The organism is Dyadobacter sp. CY323, from assembly GCF_021390245.1.
GTDB lineage: Bacteria > Bacteroidota > Bacteroidia > Cytophagales > Spirosomataceae > Dyadobacter.
This window is the reverse complement of sequence record NZ_JAJUXH010000007.1, coordinates 26312-42898: the sequence shown is the minus strand read 5'-3', so window position 1 is coordinate 42898 and position 16587 is coordinate 26312. Positions and strand designations below refer to the sequence as shown.

General features: G+C 44.1%; 18 protein-coding genes. 6 read left to right on the top strand and 12 right to left on the bottom strand.

Translation table 11 applies throughout. From position 1 onward, the window contains the following. Positions 1-135 precede the first annotated feature (135 nt). The gene (locus tag LZG72_RS13080; RefSeq protein ID WP_233872703.1) at positions 136-1956 is read left to right on the top strand and encodes a M61 family metallopeptidase; all 1821 of its coding nucleotides are present in this window, start codon (positions 136-138) and stop codon (positions 1954-1956) included. 7 nt (positions 1957-1963) lie between these two features. Here the strand turns inward: LZG72_RS13080 and LZG72_RS13075 are convergent, their stop codons facing one another. Both LZG72_RS13075 and LZG72_RS13070 read right to left on the bottom strand, forming a co-directional pair. After that, positions 1964-2734, bottom strand: a complete 771-nt coding sequence (locus LZG72_RS13075; RefSeq protein WP_233872701.1) for a TIGR03915 family putative DNA repair protein — start codon at positions 2732-2734, stop codon at positions 1964-1966. Continuing rightward, positions 2734-3990, bottom strand: coding sequence for a putative DNA modification/repair radical SAM protein (locus tag LZG72_RS13070; RefSeq protein WP_233872699.1), 1257 nt, complete (start codon positions 3988-3990; stop codon positions 2734-2736). The genes LZG72_RS13075 and LZG72_RS13070 overlap by 1 nt, the downstream gene beginning before the upstream one ends. A 141-nt stretch (positions 3991-4131) precedes the next feature. Between LZG72_RS13070 and LZG72_RS13065 the strand changes: the two genes are divergently transcribed. Then, positions 4132-4881, top strand: coding sequence for a thioredoxin-like domain-containing protein (locus LZG72_RS13065; RefSeq protein WP_233872697.1), 750 nt, complete (start codon positions 4132-4134; stop codon positions 4879-4881). Here the strand turns inward: LZG72_RS13065 and LZG72_RS13060 are convergent, their stop codons facing one another. Genes LZG72_RS13060 through LZG72_RS29455 form a run of 3 tightly spaced genes read right to left on the bottom strand, consistent with a single transcriptional unit; the run spans position 4882 to position 6284 of the window. Beyond that, positions 4882-5685, bottom strand: coding sequence for a GNAT family N-acetyltransferase (locus LZG72_RS13060; protein WP_233872695.1), 804 nt, complete (start codon positions 5683-5685; stop codon positions 4882-4884). Between the two features lie 53 nt (positions 5686-5738). Next, positions 5739-5936: a DUF4926 domain-containing protein gene (locus LZG72_RS13055; protein WP_255701022.1), complete on the bottom strand. Its 198-nt coding sequence runs from the start codon at positions 5934-5936 to the stop codon at positions 5739-5741. 6 nt (positions 5937-5942) lie between these two features. After that, entirely contained in the window at positions 5943-6284 is a 342-nt protein-coding gene (locus LZG72_RS29455) for a DUF6883 domain-containing protein (RefSeq protein ID WP_409017700.1), read from the bottom strand. A 64-nt stretch (positions 6285-6348) separates the two neighbouring features. Between LZG72_RS29455 and LZG72_RS13050 the strand changes: the two genes are divergently transcribed. Then, positions 6349-7215 (top strand): sulfurtransferase, encoded by an 867-nt coding sequence (locus LZG72_RS13050; protein WP_233872692.1) that lies wholly within the window; start codon positions 6349-6351, stop codon positions 7213-7215. A gap of 43 nt (positions 7216-7258) precedes the next feature. Here the strand turns inward: LZG72_RS13050 and LZG72_RS13045 are convergent, their stop codons facing one another. After that, complete coding sequence (locus LZG72_RS13045; protein WP_233872689.1) at positions 7259-8137, bottom strand: c-type cytochrome; 879 nt, start codon at positions 8135-8137, stop codon at positions 7259-7261. Between the two features lie 202 nt (positions 8138-8339). Between LZG72_RS13045 and LZG72_RS13040 the strand changes: the two genes are divergently transcribed. From LZG72_RS13040 to LZG72_RS13030, 3 genes are read left to right on the top strand one after another with little or no spacing between them, the layout of a single operon-like run. Continuing rightward, positions 8340-9356, top strand: a complete 1017-nt coding sequence (locus tag LZG72_RS13040; protein WP_233872687.1) for a helix-turn-helix transcriptional regulator — start codon at positions 8340-8342, stop codon at positions 9354-9356. Beyond that, positions 9353-9880, top strand: a complete 528-nt coding sequence (locus LZG72_RS13035) for a YceI family protein (protein WP_233872684.1) — start codon at positions 9353-9355, stop codon at positions 9878-9880. Before LZG72_RS13040 ends, LZG72_RS13035 begins: the two co-directional genes overlap by 4 nt. A 56-nt stretch (positions 9881-9936) precedes the next feature. Beyond that, positions 9937-10212, top strand: coding sequence for a hypothetical protein (locus tag LZG72_RS13030; protein WP_233872681.1), 276 nt, complete (start codon positions 9937-9939; stop codon positions 10210-10212). Here LZG72_RS13030 and LZG72_RS13025 read toward each other — a convergent pair. From LZG72_RS13025 to LZG72_RS13000, 6 genes are all read right to left on the bottom strand, one after another. Beyond that, a complete protein-coding gene (locus tag LZG72_RS13025; RefSeq protein WP_233872679.1) occupies positions 10209-10475 on the bottom strand; it encodes a hypothetical protein in 267 nt (88 codons plus the stop codon). The two genes, LZG72_RS13030 and LZG72_RS13025, sit on opposite strands and share 4 nt — an antisense overlap. Positions 10476-10567: 92 nt before the next feature. Next, on the bottom strand, positions 10568-12685 hold the full coding sequence (locus LZG72_RS13020) for a metallophosphoesterase (protein ID WP_233872676.1): 2118 nt from the start codon (positions 12683-12685) through the stop codon (positions 10568-10570). 36 nt (positions 12686-12721) lie between these two features. Then, entirely contained in the window at positions 12722-14554 is a 1833-nt protein-coding gene (locus LZG72_RS13015) for a cytochrome-c peroxidase (protein ID WP_233872673.1), read from the bottom strand. Further along, positions 14551-15420, bottom strand: coding sequence for a M48 family metallopeptidase (locus LZG72_RS13010; RefSeq protein ID WP_233872670.1), 870 nt, complete (start codon positions 15418-15420; stop codon positions 14551-14553). The genes LZG72_RS13015 and LZG72_RS13010 overlap by 4 nt, the downstream gene beginning before the upstream one ends. A gap of 152 nt (positions 15421-15572) precedes the next feature. Further along, a complete protein-coding gene (locus tag LZG72_RS13005; protein ID WP_233872667.1) occupies positions 15573-15806 on the bottom strand; it encodes a hypothetical protein in 234 nt (77 codons plus the stop codon). Between the two features lie 77 nt (positions 15807-15883). Beyond that, on the bottom strand, positions 15884-16513 hold the full coding sequence (locus tag LZG72_RS13000; RefSeq protein ID WP_233872664.1) for a pyridoxamine 5'-phosphate oxidase family protein: 630 nt from the start codon (positions 16511-16513) through the stop codon (positions 15884-15886). Between the last annotated feature and the right edge of the window lie 74 nt (positions 16514-16587).

The window sequence follows — 16587 nt, the reverse complement described above, 5'->3', positions numbered from 1 at the left end:
TAGACATTGTTAAGTTTTAATGGAATTCAGGTGGAAAAATTAAGCAATAATACGCTTACTCCGGGTATCGGTTTGGAAATTGTGAATGGAATGGGTTAAATTGGTCAGGCAGCATTAACTTATTAACCCGGTATCATGTTAAAAAAAATACTCTTTATTGTTGGCTTTCAAGTTATTAGCGGCTCGCTATTTGGCCAGAAAATCAGTTACGATGTTTCTTTCCCAAATATCGCGCACCACGAAGCCCGCATCTCACTGACCGTTTCGGAAGCATCTCAGCAGCAATTGACTTTTCGCATGAGCAGATCGTCGCCGGGCCGGTATGCGACCCATGAATATGGAAAGAACATTTATGATGTGGTAGCGGAGGATCAATCGGGCAAAGCCCTGCCGGTTCAGCGGATTGACGGTGATGTTTACCAAATTTCCGGCGTAAACGGATCTGTAAAAGTCTCCTATACATTGTATGCAAACCATGCGGATGGGACCTATGCGGGAATCGATCCGGCGAGTGTGCATCTGAACATGCCGGCGACTTTTATGTGGGTGAAGGAATTACAAAAGGCACCGATTGAGGTTAAATTTAATTTGCCGGAAGGAAACGAATGGACGATCGCTACCCAATTAATGCCAACCAAAAATGTAACAATTTTCACGGCACCGGACCTGCAATATTTTCTGGACTCGCCAACCAAGATTGGTAATTTATTCGTAAAAGGATGGGCACTGGACAATGGGGGAGGTAAAAAATCGAATTTCAGGCTGGCTTTGGAAGCTACAACAACGGATGCAAAAGCAGATGAGTTTGCGGCAAAAGTAAAGAAGGTAACTCAGGAGGCGCAAACGGTTTTTGGTGAATTTCCAACCTTTGATGTAGCAAGTTACACCTTCCTTGCCAGCATTAATCCATACGTGCGGGGCGATGGGATGGAACACCGGAACAGTACGATGATCTCCATTCCAACAGCATTTACAGGCGATAACAATCTGCTGGGTGTGTTCTCTCATGAATTTTTTCATACCTGGAATGTCGAGCGGATCAGGCCTAAAAGCTTGGAGCCGTTTAATTTTGAGAAAAGTAATATGAGCTTCGAGCTATGGTTCGCCGAGGGATTTACACAATATTACGGTGACCTGATTCTCGAACGTGCCGGTTTTGATTCGCCAAAAGAATATTGCCGCACACTTACTTCTCTCGTCAACACAAAAGAAAATACGGCTGGCGCAAAACGCATTTCACCCGTTCAGGCGAGTTGCCAGGCGGTTTTTGTCGACGCCGGAGTGGCGATCGACAAAACGAACTACCCGAATACCTATACTTCTTATTACCCGTATGGCGCGTCCATCGCGCTGGCACTTGACCTGGAACTGCGCGCAAAAGGCCTGAACCTTGATGGCTTTATGAAACTGGTTTGGCAAAAACATGGCAAACCGGAAGTAGCCTATACGGTTTCAGACCTTCAAAAAGTACTCGAAAGTTATGCGAAAGACAAAGCCTTCGCGGAGGGTTTTTTTGCAAAATATGTAAACGGACATGAAGCATTTAATTATGCTCCATTGCTCCGAATGGCCGGATTGTCGCTGAAAAAGCAATTTGAGGGACAAGCGTGGATCGGAGATGTTCGCTATAAAGAGGGAACCGAACTGACCATTATTTCAAACACCATCATTGGAACACCTTTATACGATGCCGGACTAGATATCGACAATCAGATTATCAGTGTGGACGGAAAACCTACGGGTACGCAGGCGGAACTGACAGCCATTTTGAAAGGTCATAAACCTGGTGAAAAGGTTACGGTTACGTATCGTCACCGCGACCAACAAAATTCTGCTACCATTACATTCGCGGAAAATCCCCGGTTTGTTGTTGAGTTGAACGAGGATATCAACCAGCCGGTAACCGCCGAAATGCAGAAATTCAGACAGGATTGGCTGGGAAGTAAAATGAAGTAAATCTTACTTATTGCTGCTTTTCGGACAGATATTTCCAGTAACGTTTGGGGACATGCCGGATGTGCAACTTCATATTTTTGCGGGTAGGAATGTTGGTACTTCGAAAATAGTCTTTCCACAAAACACTGTAAAGTTCTTCTTTCGGATCAAGAAGTCGGGAGGGTAAAGCATTTAAATTTGGCGACATTTCAGCCGAAAAATCGAATGCTACCTCCTCCACTTTTTCGAGGTCGTAAAACAATCCATATTTTCGTTTCAAATCGTAAATTATCCATTTCTGGTCTGCATACCGGTTTTGGAAGTGCTCGGTGAGCAGAGGTAGCACGTTGAAATCCGGCTCGATGTGGGCATAAAAAATTTCATCAGCCGTTTTTTGGAACCGGATAAATGCCTCCATCCGATGTTTTTCGCGATGCACTTTCTGCGCCATTTGTGATATGGCCAGCACATGCGGATTTCCAAAATTATGTTCTGCGCCTGCCGGGTTATCGATGATATATCTTGCAAAATTGAACAGATGCTGAAATGTCTCCGGCTGTTCGGACAAATAAGATTGGTAAAATCGCAGCAGCCATTCTTTATCAAGCTTTTTCTTCAACCCTTCCCACACTCTCCGGCCTTTTTCATCGTCACTGACCACCAGAAAGTTCGTTTGAAAGACATCCGGCAAATGATAATCCTTGTTAATCAGCTTTACAGTACCGGATTTTCGTTGGTAACAATAAAAGATCGATGTCAGTAAACCTTCGAGCGTGCCATCAAAAATGAACGTTTCCATTAGAAAATAGAAAGTTGATTGGCTGCGACCCTCTGATATTTGCTCTGACTTTCTGCTAAAATCAATCCTTTGATGTGCCCGGATTCAAAATCCTTCAATTGCACCGGACTATCTGCAAAGCGGATAAAATGTTTTGCCTTGTTGTATGAGATTCCTATTTTTTTGAGATTGTCCTGATATAATCTCCCGAATTTTCTTGCCTGAACGATTTTTAATGCGGAGGCCACGCCGATTCCCGGAACACGCAGAATCATATGATAGTCTGCGGTATTGACGTCCACTGGAAAACGGTCCAGATTTCTCAATGCCCAGCTCAATTTAGGGTCCACATCCGCTTCGAGATTCGGGTGTGCATCATTTAAAATTTCCTGGACATTAAAACCATAAAACCGCATCAGCCAGTCGGCCTGGTACAACCGGTTTTCGCGGATCAATGGCGGCTGCGTGCCGATCACGGGTAACCTGTTATCATTACTAATTGGAATATAGCCCGAATAATAAACCCGTTTCAGTGAGAAATTTTTGTAGAATGCATTGGCCGTATCCATGATTTCCTTGTCGGTATCGGGTGTGGCCCCAATCACAATCTGAGTACTCTGCCCGGCCGGGACGAATTTCGGGACACTCTTAATCAATGCTTTTTCGTCCGAAAATTGATTTATATTCTTTTGAATGTAATTCAGAGGTTTCTTAACTTCTTCATGTGATTTTTCAGGGGCCAATAATTTCAATCCGGTTTCAGTCGGCATTTCGAGATTGATACTCATTCTGTCCGCGTACATTCCGGCTTCTTTCAGCAATTCTTCACTGGCGCCGGGAATCGTTTTCAGGTGGATATATCCATTGAATCGCTCCTCATTCCGCAGTTTTTTTACAATCCTGACAAGCCTTTCCATCGTGTAGTCGGCGTTTTTGAATATGCCGGAACTTAGAAAAAGCCCTTCAATGTAATTTCTGCGATAAAAATTCATAGTTAACTCAACGACTTCTTCTACCGTGAATGCAGCCCGTTTAATGTCATTACTCCGACGGGACACACAAAAGGCACAATCGAAAATGCAGTGGTTGGTCAGCAAAATCTTCAGAAGAGAAACGCACCTGCCGTCTTCTGTGTACGAGTGACAAATTCCGGTTCCATAGGCATCGCCCAGGCCCTTGTTTTCATTTTTTCGATTACTTCCACTGGATGAGCAAGATACGTCGTATTTGGCGGCGTCTGCTAAAATCTCCAACTTCTCACGAATCCGCTCAAACATATCCTTGATTCAATTTTTTATTTTTGTTAAAATATTTTGACAAGCTCCACAGTTATATCAACGCCGCGAGTCAGAATTTGTGATGCAAAATATCAAACTTTTGATACTAATACAATCAAAATCTTAATAAAACCGTTCCACATGAATTTCAATAAAACTGAGATTTTTACTTTTCTCATTTTTACTCTTTCCTTTTACATTTCAAACGGTCAGCCACCCGAACCCAAAGTAACCCGGTACAATGGAAAAGTAAGTCAGCAGTTTGTAATGAACCGTGAAACCGTCATTATCAACCATTCGACCGGCAAGAAAATCAGTTACGAAGCTTATGATGAGTTGCTTAGGCGAAATCCGGGGGTGTATAAAACGCAGCCTATTTTTGACAAATACGGGAAACCGTCATCATTCGAATTGATTAAAAGAAGTCAGTTGCAGATTCAGGAAAATGGGGCGGTGATGCAGAATTCCGATTTAATGCCCGAGATAGGGGAACCGCTGCCTCCATTCATTATGAAGGGTTTGGACGGAAAGGAATACAATTCGGAAAAGTTGCGGGGAAAATATATTCTGCTCGGATTTTGGGTTAAATATGAAAAACCACTTTACACGCTGGCCAGTACCAAAGTGATTTCCAATTTTATTGATGAAAATAAAAGAAAGGGAATTGAAATTGTCTCGCTCGGGACCACACTGAATACGTCGGAAGAATGCTTAGAAGCGATTCCAAAACGGAATTGCGGCTTCGTTCCGGTGCCCGATTCATATGGTTTTAATCACCGCTATAAAATTAGTGAAACGCCATTTTTTATATTGGTTGATAAAAAAGGCATTATCCGGGAAATGGCCCCTCACACCGAGTTTTCGAAAATCAGTGACTTGAATCTGAGGTGATTAACCTAATTGCCCACTAATCCGGTTGAAAATTTTATCTGCTTTCCAATCCCGTTTTTTACCTAAAACCATTCTACGGGAAAACCGGAGTTGTTGAAATCCATTCGCTTCAAGAAATTGAATGGCCGATTTATTATCGATCGGTAAAATGGCGGTACCAGCTCGCTGAATGTGCATTCGCAACAACTCAATCCCGGCAACATCGTCGATTGCCAGGACAGGCCCATCGCCCCAATCCGGAATATAGTATCCCAGTACGCGTGATTCTTCCATATACAAGTATGCCGATCCTATAAAATCGGATAGTACGCCGCGGCGATCTTCGCCCGAAACCTGCCGGTCGAGTTCGAAGATCTGATTTTTATACTCCTCTGAAAATGGAAGAATTTTTTCTGATAATGAAGAAGAAGAAGAAAGAGGCTCCTTTCTAGAAAAATGCCCATACGCCATTTCCACCCCGAAATTCAATTTCAAGTAAACAGGGTATCCGAAGTCAGTCGCATCGAGATAAATGGTTTGATACCGTTCCTGATCGATGTCCTGAATTAATGACTTGGTCATTGTTAACCCCAAACCTTTGTTGCGGTGATCGGGATGAACCACAATGCAGGCAAGCCAAACAGTATCCTGATGATAGATGCTTGTCCCAATCGCGACCACCTGGCCATTTTCAGAAATTTTAATGGGGCGGCAATATTCAGATTCAATAAAATACGCAAACCGGGGAACAAGGTCGCCCCAGGTCGGGGGTTGCAATGCCGGAAGCTGGTCCAGATCCGCAGGAAGAAATTCAGAGTGGAGCATTAATAAACTAGTAATTAAGAAATAACAGGTTGAACCTTTCGAACGTGCGCTATTTATCCTTTCCTTATCGCGCGTATTTGATTTGCGTTTAACGTTTCCACCGCGATCGTGTCGCCATCCAGCGCTATAAACTCGACTTCATATCCCAAATCTTCTCCGTGAATCATCACAATTGCTCCTACATCCCCAACTTTTAACTCGTAGTTGTAAATATTTTCAGTGAGCACCACTTTGTCCAATTCGCTAATCATACTTTATCAAGGAATTACAGTGATCAATCGGGGAATATTCTGGTCATCGTTCATATCAAAAAACCAACCGATTAGAACCTTTGGATTTCGTTTGTCGGGTGATTCGCATTTCCCGATCATCGTAACACGTGTTCCGAAAGGTGGTCGGTATTCTTGCTTCACTACTTTACCTTCGCAAGCCACTTTTATTAGGGCGGTTTGAAGAGAAATACTATTTCTGACAGAATACCCAAATTTAATAAAAATCTTGCTTTGGACTGGCCTTCGGGATGATTCGGGTTTAAGTAGGTATTTTTCAATTTTACTTAACGATACCAATGCGTGTGAACAGTTGCGGAGAAGGGGCATACCCAATTTGAGTTTGATATGGATATATTTTAGACGCAAATTGTCCGTAAAAGTCACTTTCTTTATGAAATTCAATCGCTATCCATTCATTATGAACATTATTACCACACAAAAACTAAAAGACATTTCAAGCCAGGAGCAGGTGATCTTCGTCGATGCGAGGGGTGGCGCAGATGCTTTTGAGAGGTATAAAGCTGCGCATCTTGAACATGCACTTTTCGCAGACCTCGAAACGGACCTTTCTGAAAAAGGCGAAAATGCGGCCAATGGCGGCAGACACCCGTTGCCTGAGCCTGGCGCATTTAGCGCATTTCTTGGAAAACTGGGCATTGCACCAAGCTCGACCGTTGTCGTTTATGACGATAAAAAAGGAGCAAATGCAGCCGCGCGATTCTGGTGGATGCTCAAAGCAGCCGGGCATGAAAACGTGTATGTGCTGAGTGGCGGTTTGGATGCATTAAAAGCCGCTGATTTTCCGATTACACAGGAAATTCCCGGATCTCCCGCAGAAACCAATTATCCGTTAACGGAATGGAAATTGCCAACCGTAGACATGAACCATATCTCTGAGATTTCTACGGATCCGGATTTTATGGTCATCGATGTGCGGGAGCATTACCGGTATATCGGTGAAAGCGAACCGATTGATCTGGTAGCCGGACACATTCCAGGCGCGGTCAATATTGCCTATACATCCAATTTGGATGAAAGCGGAGAGTTCAAATCCGTGGAAGCGTTGAGGGAAATGTATAAGTCGGCCATTGCAGACCGGAAGATTGAAAATGTGATTGTGCATTGCGGTTCCGGGGTCACGGCTTGTCACACGTTACTTGCACTTTCAGAGGCTGGTTTTGATGGGGCGGGTTTGTATGTAGGGTCGTGGAGTGAATGGTCGCGAAACGATAAACCGATCGCAATCGGAAACAACTGATATTCATAACTGCCCGGACTTTCAAATCCAGGCAGTTATGCTTTTAGTCAATGGACTGGAGATATTGATAAAGTGACGCGAGCTCTGTTTGGGTATACTGCGCAGTCATTTTCCAGGGCATATCTTCATTTTTGAGAATGTGGCCTTCCGGAGTAGTACCGGTTGTCAAAGTTGTAATGAATTGATCTTGTGACCATTTACCGACATGTCCGGATCGGCTAATGTCAGGCACGGGAGGAAATCCCAGGGCCAGGGGCTCGCCACCTTTCATATTACTTCTGTGGCAGCCTGAACAGGAAATGGACAAATATTTTCCCTGTTCTATTCCTTCATTTGAATCTACCTGTGCGACCATCGGCTTGTTATGATCGATTTTTTCAACAGATAATAATGGCGTTTTATCCAGATAACTCATCACCAATGCAACCGGCCCCAAATCAATCTTCGGCATCACGCGGTCCACATCCGGAACGCGTCCGCAATAGGCAATGAGTGCAGACATATCTTCCTGAGAAAGAAGGGTGGTTTCATGTGACGGCATGAAAATCAGTGGCTTACCTTGTTTATTTACACCGTGCCGAAGCGCCATGAGCCAATCCGAGTCACTGTAATCTGCGGGCAAACCACCGGAACCTTTTGTAAGATTACTGGCAACAAGCCTGCCTACGGCTCCATCGTCGTTCATGATTTTTCCACCCAAATCAGTCCCATGACAATCCTGACAACCCTTAATGGCGATCAGATGTTTTCCGCGGGCAAGAGTCAGACTATCTGACGGAATCTCTATAGCCTCTTCACTAAAAGTGTACGTTTTATTCATGCGGCCATTCACATTGATGCTGACGTTGATGTATGCCGTTACAAGAATGAAGACAATCGCACCGAGAACAATTCCGGTCCATTTCAAAATTTTAAGAATCATAGCTTATCCATTTTTTGCCTGCAAAGTTGTGTTCGGATCGCGAATCGGCGCGTACGCAAAAAGGATAAAATTCTACGCAGGAGGGATTATTCGGCAACCTCTTTCAGCGTGTGATTTCCGTTAAGTAACTTCTGTCAACTAACTGCTGCGAAAACCATTATTTTAGAGCTTTTAAGAATAGAAAATTAACCATTAGCCAGCCATGATTATCAATTCAACGGACGTATTCGAGTTCAGCCACATCCCCGATCCCAAGTCGGTCAGTACGGGCAAACCTGCCGACGCGTGCCCCCAGTTTACCAGCAGGTACCATCCCAAAGCCGGGAGTATCCGGTTCAGGAATGCATTATTTCCTCACATGCACCTTATGAACCTGTGCTGGCAGACGGAGGAAGCGATTGAATTACATGATAGCTCGCCATCCGATACGGTCAATATCAATTTTCACCTTTCTGGAAAGCTTGACACTCAATTTGTTGGCATTAAACGAGAACTTAATATGCGTCCCCGGAAACATAACCTGGTGTACGCACCGGACGGGGGAAATATCAATAAGGTAGCTTCCAAATCCTCGCTGGAAATGTTCCACATCAGCCTTGAAAAGAACTTTTTTAGCGGAGCCCTAGGCTGTGACGATCCGTGGAGCGAAAAGATCCATGAGAATTTGTACCATAATCGTCCGTTTTCCGGAACGGAAGGCACGTTGGATATGACCCCTCACATGCTGCGACTGATCGATGAAATGCGCGTTTGCACCTACTCGGGGCCAATGCGTAACCTCATGATCCAGTCTAAAACTCTGGAACTTCTTGCTTTGCAGATCGAACAATTCAAATCTCCGGGTCCGGCAAGTGATTCGGTCAAACCCGATGAAGCGGAAAAACTGTATGCTTTAAAAAAGCATTTGGAAGTTCACTTTCTGTCCGATCTGTCGCTGAGCGAATTAAGCCGTGTTTGCCTTTTAAATGAGTTTAAGGTCAAGAAAGGATTTAAAACACTATTTGGAGAAACGGTTTTCGGATATGTGAGGAAATTGCGGATGGAATATGCGGCGAAACTGCTGAAAGATTGCAACATGTCGGTCGAGGCGGTTGCCAATATTTTGGGTTATGAGCATTCACAGCATTTTTCCGTAGCATTCAAAAAATTTACCGGCGTCAGTCCGTCGCAGATTGGCAGTTATGCATTCAAGCCAAACCTCATAAGACAAGCGTCATGAAAAGGAATCTGCTTCTTATTCTTTCTACGATAGCCTTTTCTTTCACAATTTTAGTAATAAAAACCTGGAAGATCGCGGACGGTTACATCATCCGGTTCGATGGCAAATATGCGCATGGAACCTTTGAAAAGCTCAGTGGAGACATTCAGTTTGATCCGGAAAATCCATTGAATGCAAAATTTGATGTTTCGGTCGATGTGAATTCCATTAACACCGGAATCGAGTTAAAAAATAAGCACGCAAAAAGCGAAAAATGGTTTGATGCGGCACAGTTTCCGGTAATCCGGTTCGTTTCCACGAATGTCTCAAAACTGGATTCCGGATATGTGGTAAATGGAGAACTGGAAATGCACGGCATCAGGAAGCCGGTTTCAATCCCTTTTTTATTCAAAGAATCTGAGGGCAAATCGTTGTTTCAGGGGACATTTAAAGTGAATCGCGGCGATTTCGGGATTGGTAAAACGACCGGAAAGGAATCAGACTCCACCAGTGTGGAAGTTTCAGTGCCAGTACATGCATTATAAGGTAGTCTGTTGGTATGATATTTTGTAATAACCGATCATGAATCACATATTAAGCCATGAGAAATATTGAATGCCACTATAATGACGGATCACTGGTTTTCTGCACGACGCAGGATTACACGATCACGAATGCACACAAAATACTGAACATTTTTCACGTCGCCGGGCTTGTGTCGACAATCAGGGAAAAGTCAAACGATCTATTTAATGTAGTTGGGCAACTTCCTGTCGACTATGATCCATTTGGCACAAATTCAGACAAATGGAGTGAGGTAGTCAGCGAATTGACTAAAACGAAAGAAGTGCTGGAACAAGAAGTTAAAGCAGTTTAGCCTCGTTTAAGATCATCCAGCTCTTGGATCAGATCTTCTAAATCCTGCTCCAAACTTTTTAGTGATTTCAGGTCCGTGGCGTCCAGATCGCTTTCCGGCGATTGGCCTGCATTGATCATTTCTTCCTTTACATCAGGGTTTTCCCGGTTGTCATCTGACAGCATCTGATCAGCCTCCACACTATTCCGCTCAAACTCAATTTGCTGACGTTTAGAGAGAATTTTCTCCTCCAATTCCTTTCGTTTTTCGTTTTCCAAAGACATGGTTTTTTAGTTTGATTTATCTGATCGAACTAAAAAACCAAGCCAGTCCCGTTGATTGCACTGTTTATCATTTTAAGCTGGGATTCGAAAACTCACTGAACCACCACTTTCTTCGTCAAAACATTCCCACCGGAGGTGAACCGGAAAAGGTAAATGCCAGCTTGTAACCTTCTTGGGAAAGTGATTTTCCGAGTGTTTGAGAACGTTAGTTCTTTTTCAAATACCTGGTTGCCAGTTAAATTGTACACGGTTACTTTACCGTCAAACATACTCCCTCGGGTTAATTTTAGCGTGACCTCGCTGCCTCCCGATGGATTAGGAACGAGGCTTAAATCGAAGTTTGCAGAAAGTGAATGGAGTTTTACCACGATCATCTTGGAGTAGATGTACGTCCCATCCTGATCGATTTGTTTGAGTCGATAGTAATATTTCTCAGAATGCTGATTGCCTGCGGTACTGTCGATCGCCGCGTAAGAACTAGTTCCCTGAGAATTTCCCTGCGCCGGTATTTTCGAAATCTCAACAAACGTGATGCTGTCGGTTGAACGTTCAATGACGAACTGCGAAGCATTTTGCTCGAAACTGGTCACCCATTTCAACGTCACCTGATTGGCATCATCCGCCACGCCGTCGAATGAAATCAGCTTGACAGGCAACACCGGGCTGACTTTGACGTGGAATGTGTCGCTCAGGCATTCGAAATTGTCTTTAACAATGTAGTCGGTATCAACGGTGGGCGAAACCACAATGGACCTGGACGTAGCACCCATATTCCACTTATAAGTTCCTATAAACGACGAATTTAGGGTTACGCTGTTTCCTGAGGTCAGATCAATGTTTGTCTTTCGGCTTACGTCTTTTTCTAATGTAAACTTGTCCCGGATCACACCATCGGCCCCGATCCATTTCGCGTCGAGCCGGTTACCCTCCACTTCCAGCACCATTCCACCGCCGTGTGTCGCATTGGAAAATGGCAGCGCATCATGCGGATAGTTGGCCTTCATTCCGCCAAGCTGGCCAGCCGAGCCAGAGACCACATACACGGTTCCTCTGTTTTTGGCTGACTTTTTTTCGTAGGGACAGGAATTGAGCGAGCCGTCATACATACCACTCGAACTGCTCAAATTATGCACAGAGGGATCCAGGGAATTCTCCAAACCGTAATGTCCCTGCATTAATTTCGACCGCTCGTAGTCATGGCTGTGCCCGCACAAGATGAGATCCACACCATTACGTTCTAAAATCCGAATGAAATCGGTCCTGATTTTGAGCATGGAAGATTCTGTGTCAGAGTCATGAGAACCTTTCGAATAAGGCGGATGGTGCCAGTATGCGACGATCCAGTCTTTATTTGCATTGGCTGCGAGGTCCTGTTTTATCCATGTAACCTGCTTTCCGAGAGTATCATAGAGGCGGGTCGCATTATCTTCTTTACCGTACGAATCCAGAGATAGAAAGTGAATATTTCCATAATCGAATGAATAATAAGCCTCTGTACCCGACGCAACGCCACCGGCTTCTCCTTGTTTTGGTATCGTAAAAACATCATAATAAGGAATGTTGTGATCATTTTGATGATCTGAATTGTCTGCATAATCGTGGTTACCCGGCGCAGGATATAATGGGCTTTTTTTAAGAAAACCATCTTTATATACGTTAAAAAAATTCGACTGATATTCCGGATCTGTGCCGAACGAGTATGCATTATCACCCAATAAGATCCACGCATTCATATAGTTAGCGCCGAGATAATTTCCTACCTGATCCCGGACATTTAACTGATTAACAGAGTTATTTCCGCAATCACCGATCACGCCGATCCGGTATTTGCCGATTGCTCCGGGCAGGGGTGGAGTTTCGAAGTAATTTTCACTGTTACCCTGCAAAACCGTACTGCTGCTTCCAATGGAATAGTAATACCTGGTTTTTGGATTTAGCCCGGTCAATTTGACTTCATGCTCAGTAACCGGCGTGACGTCGTCGACAACTTTGTTGAGGTTTGCGGCTGAACTGCCAAACTTTACCTGACTATTCGAAGCTTCGTCGGTCCGCCAGCGAATCACAATGCTTACCGATGTGGCCGATTGCAAATAGGGGCCACGTATCAGAGAAGGAATGCTGAATGCAGTAAAGCTGTTCAAAATACATGAAATGAGCAATGTATAACTGCACACCATTTTGAAAGAACTGAATTGTAAAAGTGATTTCATATTCAACTGTTTAAAGCATAATTGGTTGATACACAATTATTTTAATTTACTGATGTCATCCGTCAAAGCTTCGAGAAAGGCAACCAGGTTTATTTTTTCAGTATCGGTAAGATTGAGATGCGCGGAGGAAAGTGTCTGATTTTTGACATCCATTCCAATTCCTTCGCCGCCGCCGACATTATAAAATTCAATGACGTTTTCCAGCGTTTTGAATGCGCCATTGTGCATATACGGTGCAGTCGCCGACGAATTTCTGACGGTCGGCGTTTTAAAAGCATTCTCATAGAATGAAACGGGATACAATGCAAACCGACCTCTATCTAAATCCGTGATGGGCTTTTTCAAATCGTCATTTCCGGGAGTGCCCAAAACTTCAAATTCAGTGAGCAGATATGCGGGCGGGACCAGGCCATTAAAAACGGGCGCAAAATGACAGGTTCCGCATTGCGCTTTCCCCATAAAAAGATTGAAACCGGCGACTTGATTTTCCGTCAATGCTTTTTTATTACCCGCCATATATTCGTCAAACGGGGAATTATGGGGATTGAGCGTAGCAATGTAGGATGCGATGGCGCGGTAAATGTCCTTTTCTACAATCTTACCAGACTTTTTCTTACCAAAGGCCATTTGAAATGCAGCGGAGTAATTTTTATCTGCATTTAATTTTTTAAGAATAGAAGGCATATTTCCATGCATTTCTTCCGGATCTTTCAGTACCTGCCCAATCTGAGTTTCCAGGTTTTTTGCCCGGCCATCCCAAAATTGGTTATGCTGCAAACCCGCGTACAACAAGGAAGGAGCATTGCGCCGCACCACGGTATTTGGCCTGAATCCCTTGCTCCGCACAAGACTGTCCGAAAAATAAGTATCCGGATTATGGCACGACGCACAGTTTCGTTTTCCATTTCCAGAAAGTCGTTTCTCGAAAAACAACCGTTTACCCAGCCGTATCTCGTCTTTTGATACCGCACTTTTACGACCGGTTACTGCATGGATATGGATAGCGTCGCGCGAAAAGAGATGTTCGGCATTGTAATTCAGGATCTTACTTTTATTGACTTCCAGGTTTAAACTTCTGATTAGGATTCCCAGATGTTTCTGTAACGGTAATGCATGTTCAGTCAGAAATTCCATTCTGTTAAATGTATCAAAATCAGTGTTTAGACTAAGATAATGAATGGATTTTTCAAGAAAATACGCCACGCTGTCCGTTGTCCTGTTTTTGTTTTTGGAATAAAAAAGCAGCGTAGGCTGCATCGTTTCGAGCGCGACTTTCGATTCGCGGATACCTGTTTTAAGTGATGGAGCGTCAAAACCTGTGACTCCGAGCGTGATGATCCTGATGAGCTGCAAACGGATGCTTTCGAGGATCTGGCCTTCTGTGCCCGAAAACCGGTATAACAGTGACGGTAAGTCTTCAGAAGACAGTTTCAGAAGCCGGACCTGATCCCGAAAATCCTTCCTGTGATCCTCAGGAAGTGTATCAAAAAGCATTTGTTCAATATATTGAAATCCTGCGGGTGCCTGCCATTCTAAAAACGGTTCTTCTACCTCGTTTTTCGGCGCGCGGTTGTAAATGCGGGAAGAAGTGGTAAAGAAATACTCCATAAAGTATTCCAATTTCTTGTAGGCCAAACGACTGTCTGCCATTGCAATCTTCGCATGGAGGATCGATTTCTCGTCCGCATTATCGATCCCGCTCAACGCATGGTCGAGGATATCAAGACTGGCCGACAGATTTTTAGAATCGGATTTGAACCGGCTGATGGTCTCGGACACGACTTTTGACTCGTTTTGCTGATAGATAGCAGCCGTAAGAAGATGCGCCAGCAAGAAAATCAGGAAAGCAGGGCCGATTCGCTTTTTCATTTCATATTGAGGGCACGCTTTAAAAAAGCTCCCAAAAAGCTGGCGGCAAATGTGAGGATCATGGAACCGTATAAACCAAAGTTTTCCAGTTCCTGTTGACCTTTGTTCCCGGGTGTTTCAACAAACGACATGTAGCCGGCAAAAATTAAAACACATTGGGCGATTGCGAGAAACCAACCCTTTTGAGGCTCGGCGAAACCAATGATGATCGCCGAGAAAACGGCCACCAGATACGGGATATGCACACTTTTAGCATGATGTATCACAGAAACGACCATCGCACTCGTAAAAATGACCATCAAAAAGCTGGCGATAAACTTACGGTCAACGAACTCACTTTTCGATGTTGATTGAAAAGCCGTTTCTGGTTGTCCAGCTGCGCGGATATCTTTTCCAAGATTAAAATCCTGCTGCGCGGCGTCGGGTTGGTTGAGCTTCAAGTACGTGTGGCCACGCAGGTGATAAACTTCCGGGTTTAATGTATCTGCAAGGTTCTCAACCTTATTAAATGCAATCAGCGCATTTCCGAAATCACCCTTTTCCAAATACATTTTTCCTACTTCAAGCTGGATCCGATAAACAGCATCATCTAAGCTAACTGCTGTTTTCAGATCTCGTTCTGACTCCTCCTGATGTCCATTGGCTTTAAAAATCAGCGCGCGATAGAGATATGCAATGGGAAGCTTTGGTTTTTCCGCAATGCGACGATTGAAGTAGGCGAGTGCTTCATCTAGTTTGTTACTATTGTATAATGCGATGCCATCGGCCAATGCGGCTTCTTCTTTTTCAGAGGCCGTTCGCAAGTCAGCGTAATTTCTTAAGTAGAAGATATAACCGAAAAAGGCCAGGACAATCAAAAATTCCATGCTATTCGTCAGGTAACCGGTTTACCCTCAAAGGAAACAGGTCTTGCTGACAAAGAAAAGAAAATGGTCGGCCAATAATTTGCCGGAGTGGATAAAGGCAGCGAAAGCTGTTATTGATACCAGAATGGCCATTTACCTTTATAGGTAAACCGTTAAATCAAAACGGCCATGTCGGGATCCATGCGGCTGTCATGCGAAAATGCGGAATAGCCTAATGCGACGCGTTTCCCTGTATTTTCAGCCATTTCCAATAACTGAAAAACTTTTTCTTCGCCTTCAAGCCGAAGTGCCTGATATAAAATGTTTCCGTAATGGAACTCCTGGGAGCCAAGTCCCTTTGCAAGTGCAGCCAGTTGGTAGCGGTCAAATAGTTCCTTTCCTGTCATGGAGTGCAATGTTTTATATTAAATCTGGCATCTTAATTTGACCGAAAGATGCCGGATTTAACGCCAAGGTTGCACGGCTATATTAAATGTTGCGGAAGGGGAAGATTTTTACTGGATTCATCCGGGATCGGCGCAAGCTTTGTACTTGGTATGGGGATAATGCCCGACCAGATCGGCAATGCAAGATCTTCTTCCTCGTCGTTCGGCATTCCATCGCGGGTTTTCGCAGAAGCTTCGTCAAATGCAAATGCCAGCGCCGTGGTTTTCCTGACCTCACTGTCTTTCATGGGCCGTAAATATTCCCAGCTGCCGGGTACAATTTTGTCAGTCAGCCATTCAAATGCGGCCTTTTTCGTTTCAAAATCCTCAATCTTTTCGGCTTGGGAAAAAATCGTAACGGAGCGATAATTCACCGAGTGACTGAATGCAGACTTCGCCACGACCAGCGCATCTGTAAGCATAATGGAAATGCAAACGGGAATCCCTTTCTCAATTTCTCTGATAAAGTGGCTTCCCACCGATCCGTGAATGTAAATCTTGTCTTCGTACCTTACAAATGCGGTCGGAATGGAAAACGGGCGATGGTCGGAAACATAGCTGATCGTGCAGAAAAGTGCTTCTTCAAGGATCGAACAAATGGTTTCATGATCGTAATGCGCTCTTTTAGGGAGCCGGCTTGGGACGAGGTGCGGAGGGTGATTTTGCATGGTGTTTTTGTTTTACACAAAATTAAATGCAAATTGGATGCTTGTTATGATCCAATATTTAAAATTTTGGTAGT